Genomic DNA, 1,322 nt, shown 5'->3' with positions numbered 1-1,322 from the left:
CGACAGTCGAGCAAATTATTTACAACCCGCGTGATACCGATTTGGACTTGGAAGAGTTTATCGAGGCGGAAGTCGGCCAATTTGCGCCTATTGAAGAAATGAACTACGACTTTCAAGCCGAAGAAGTCGGTTCAAGCCAGCATGTTTTAGCTGTTGCCGCCAAAAAAGACGATGTCGAGCCACGCATTGAAATGTTTGAAAATGCGGGCCTGCCTTTGTCCGCTTTGGATTTGGACCTGTTGGCGCAACGTAATGCCTTTGTCTATTGGATGAATACGCATGCTCCCGAAATGGCAGAGGAAAAAGTTGCCGTGTTCGGCATTCATGCGACGCAAATGTATGCCCTGATTCTGCAAAACGGCCGTATCCTCTACAAACAAGAAACGCCGGTCAGTACTGAGCAGCTTAATCAGCTGATTCAGCGTACTTATCAGGTAACGGAAGAAAAAGCCGCACAAATGATGGCTTCTCAAAACAAGCCTTCCGACTACCAGTCTCAGATTGCCGACCGTTTTAATGTTCAGGTTGCGCAGGAAGTTCAGCGTGTTCTGCAATTTTACTATACCACGCAGGCCACTGATTCTTTTCACAATATCAAACACATCCTGCTGACCGGCTTTACCGCGCAGCAGGCAGGTTTGGCAGAAAGCATTTTCTCGCAAACCAATACGCCAACAGAATATCTGCATCCGATTTCATATGTGGAACGCAGTGCAAAAGTAGAATTGCCGCAGTTTCAAATTGATGCGCCGTCACTGACTTTGGCGTTCGGATTGGCATTAAGGGGACTTTGAGAACATGATCGAATTAACCAGAATCAACCTTCTCCCATATCGGGAAGAGATTAAACAGCGCAAGCAGCAGCAATTCAAAATATTGATGCTTGGCGCTTTTGCAGTAGGTTTGGGCTTGGCGGCCGCTACCTATCTTGGTATTGACAGCGCCATCAGCAATCAAGAAGGCCGCAACAACTTCCTGCAAACCGAAATCGACAGACTTGATAGAGAATTGGGCGAAATCGATAAACTTCAGCAAGAAAAAGAAGCCTTCTTGGCCAAAAAACTGAAAGTTGAAGAGTTACAGGAAAAACGCTATCAAGCGGCCTATATCCTTGATTCTTTGAATACACTTACGCCCGATAATACTTATTTGACTGCGTTGGAAGCAGAAAGCCCGACCAGCTATAAAATCAGCGGCCATGCCATCAGCGACAATAAAATCGCCGTTATGATGCGCTCCCTGCCAAGTACAGGTATTTTCTTGCAGCCTGAATTGTTGAGCATTAAAAAAGTAGATAACTACCAAGAATTTACTTTGAAATC

Annotated in this window: 2 protein-coding genes; both read left to right on the top strand. The window is 45.5% G+C overall.

Translation table 11 applies throughout. From position 1 onward, the window contains the following. Positions 1-794: type IV pilus assembly protein PilM (pilM, locus tag ACTHS3_RS13425; RefSeq protein WP_440368183.1), on the top strand; the 794-nt coding region annotated here is incomplete at its 5' end. Positions 795-798: 4 nt separating this feature from the next. Beyond that, positions 799-1,322 (top strand): PilN domain-containing protein (locus tag ACTHS3_RS13420; protein ID WP_440368182.1); only part of this gene is annotated, 524 nt, incomplete at its 3' end.

This window comes from Neisseria sp. P0009.S007, assembly GCF_051962515.1.
This window is presented reverse-complemented; position numbering and strand designations above follow the sequence as displayed.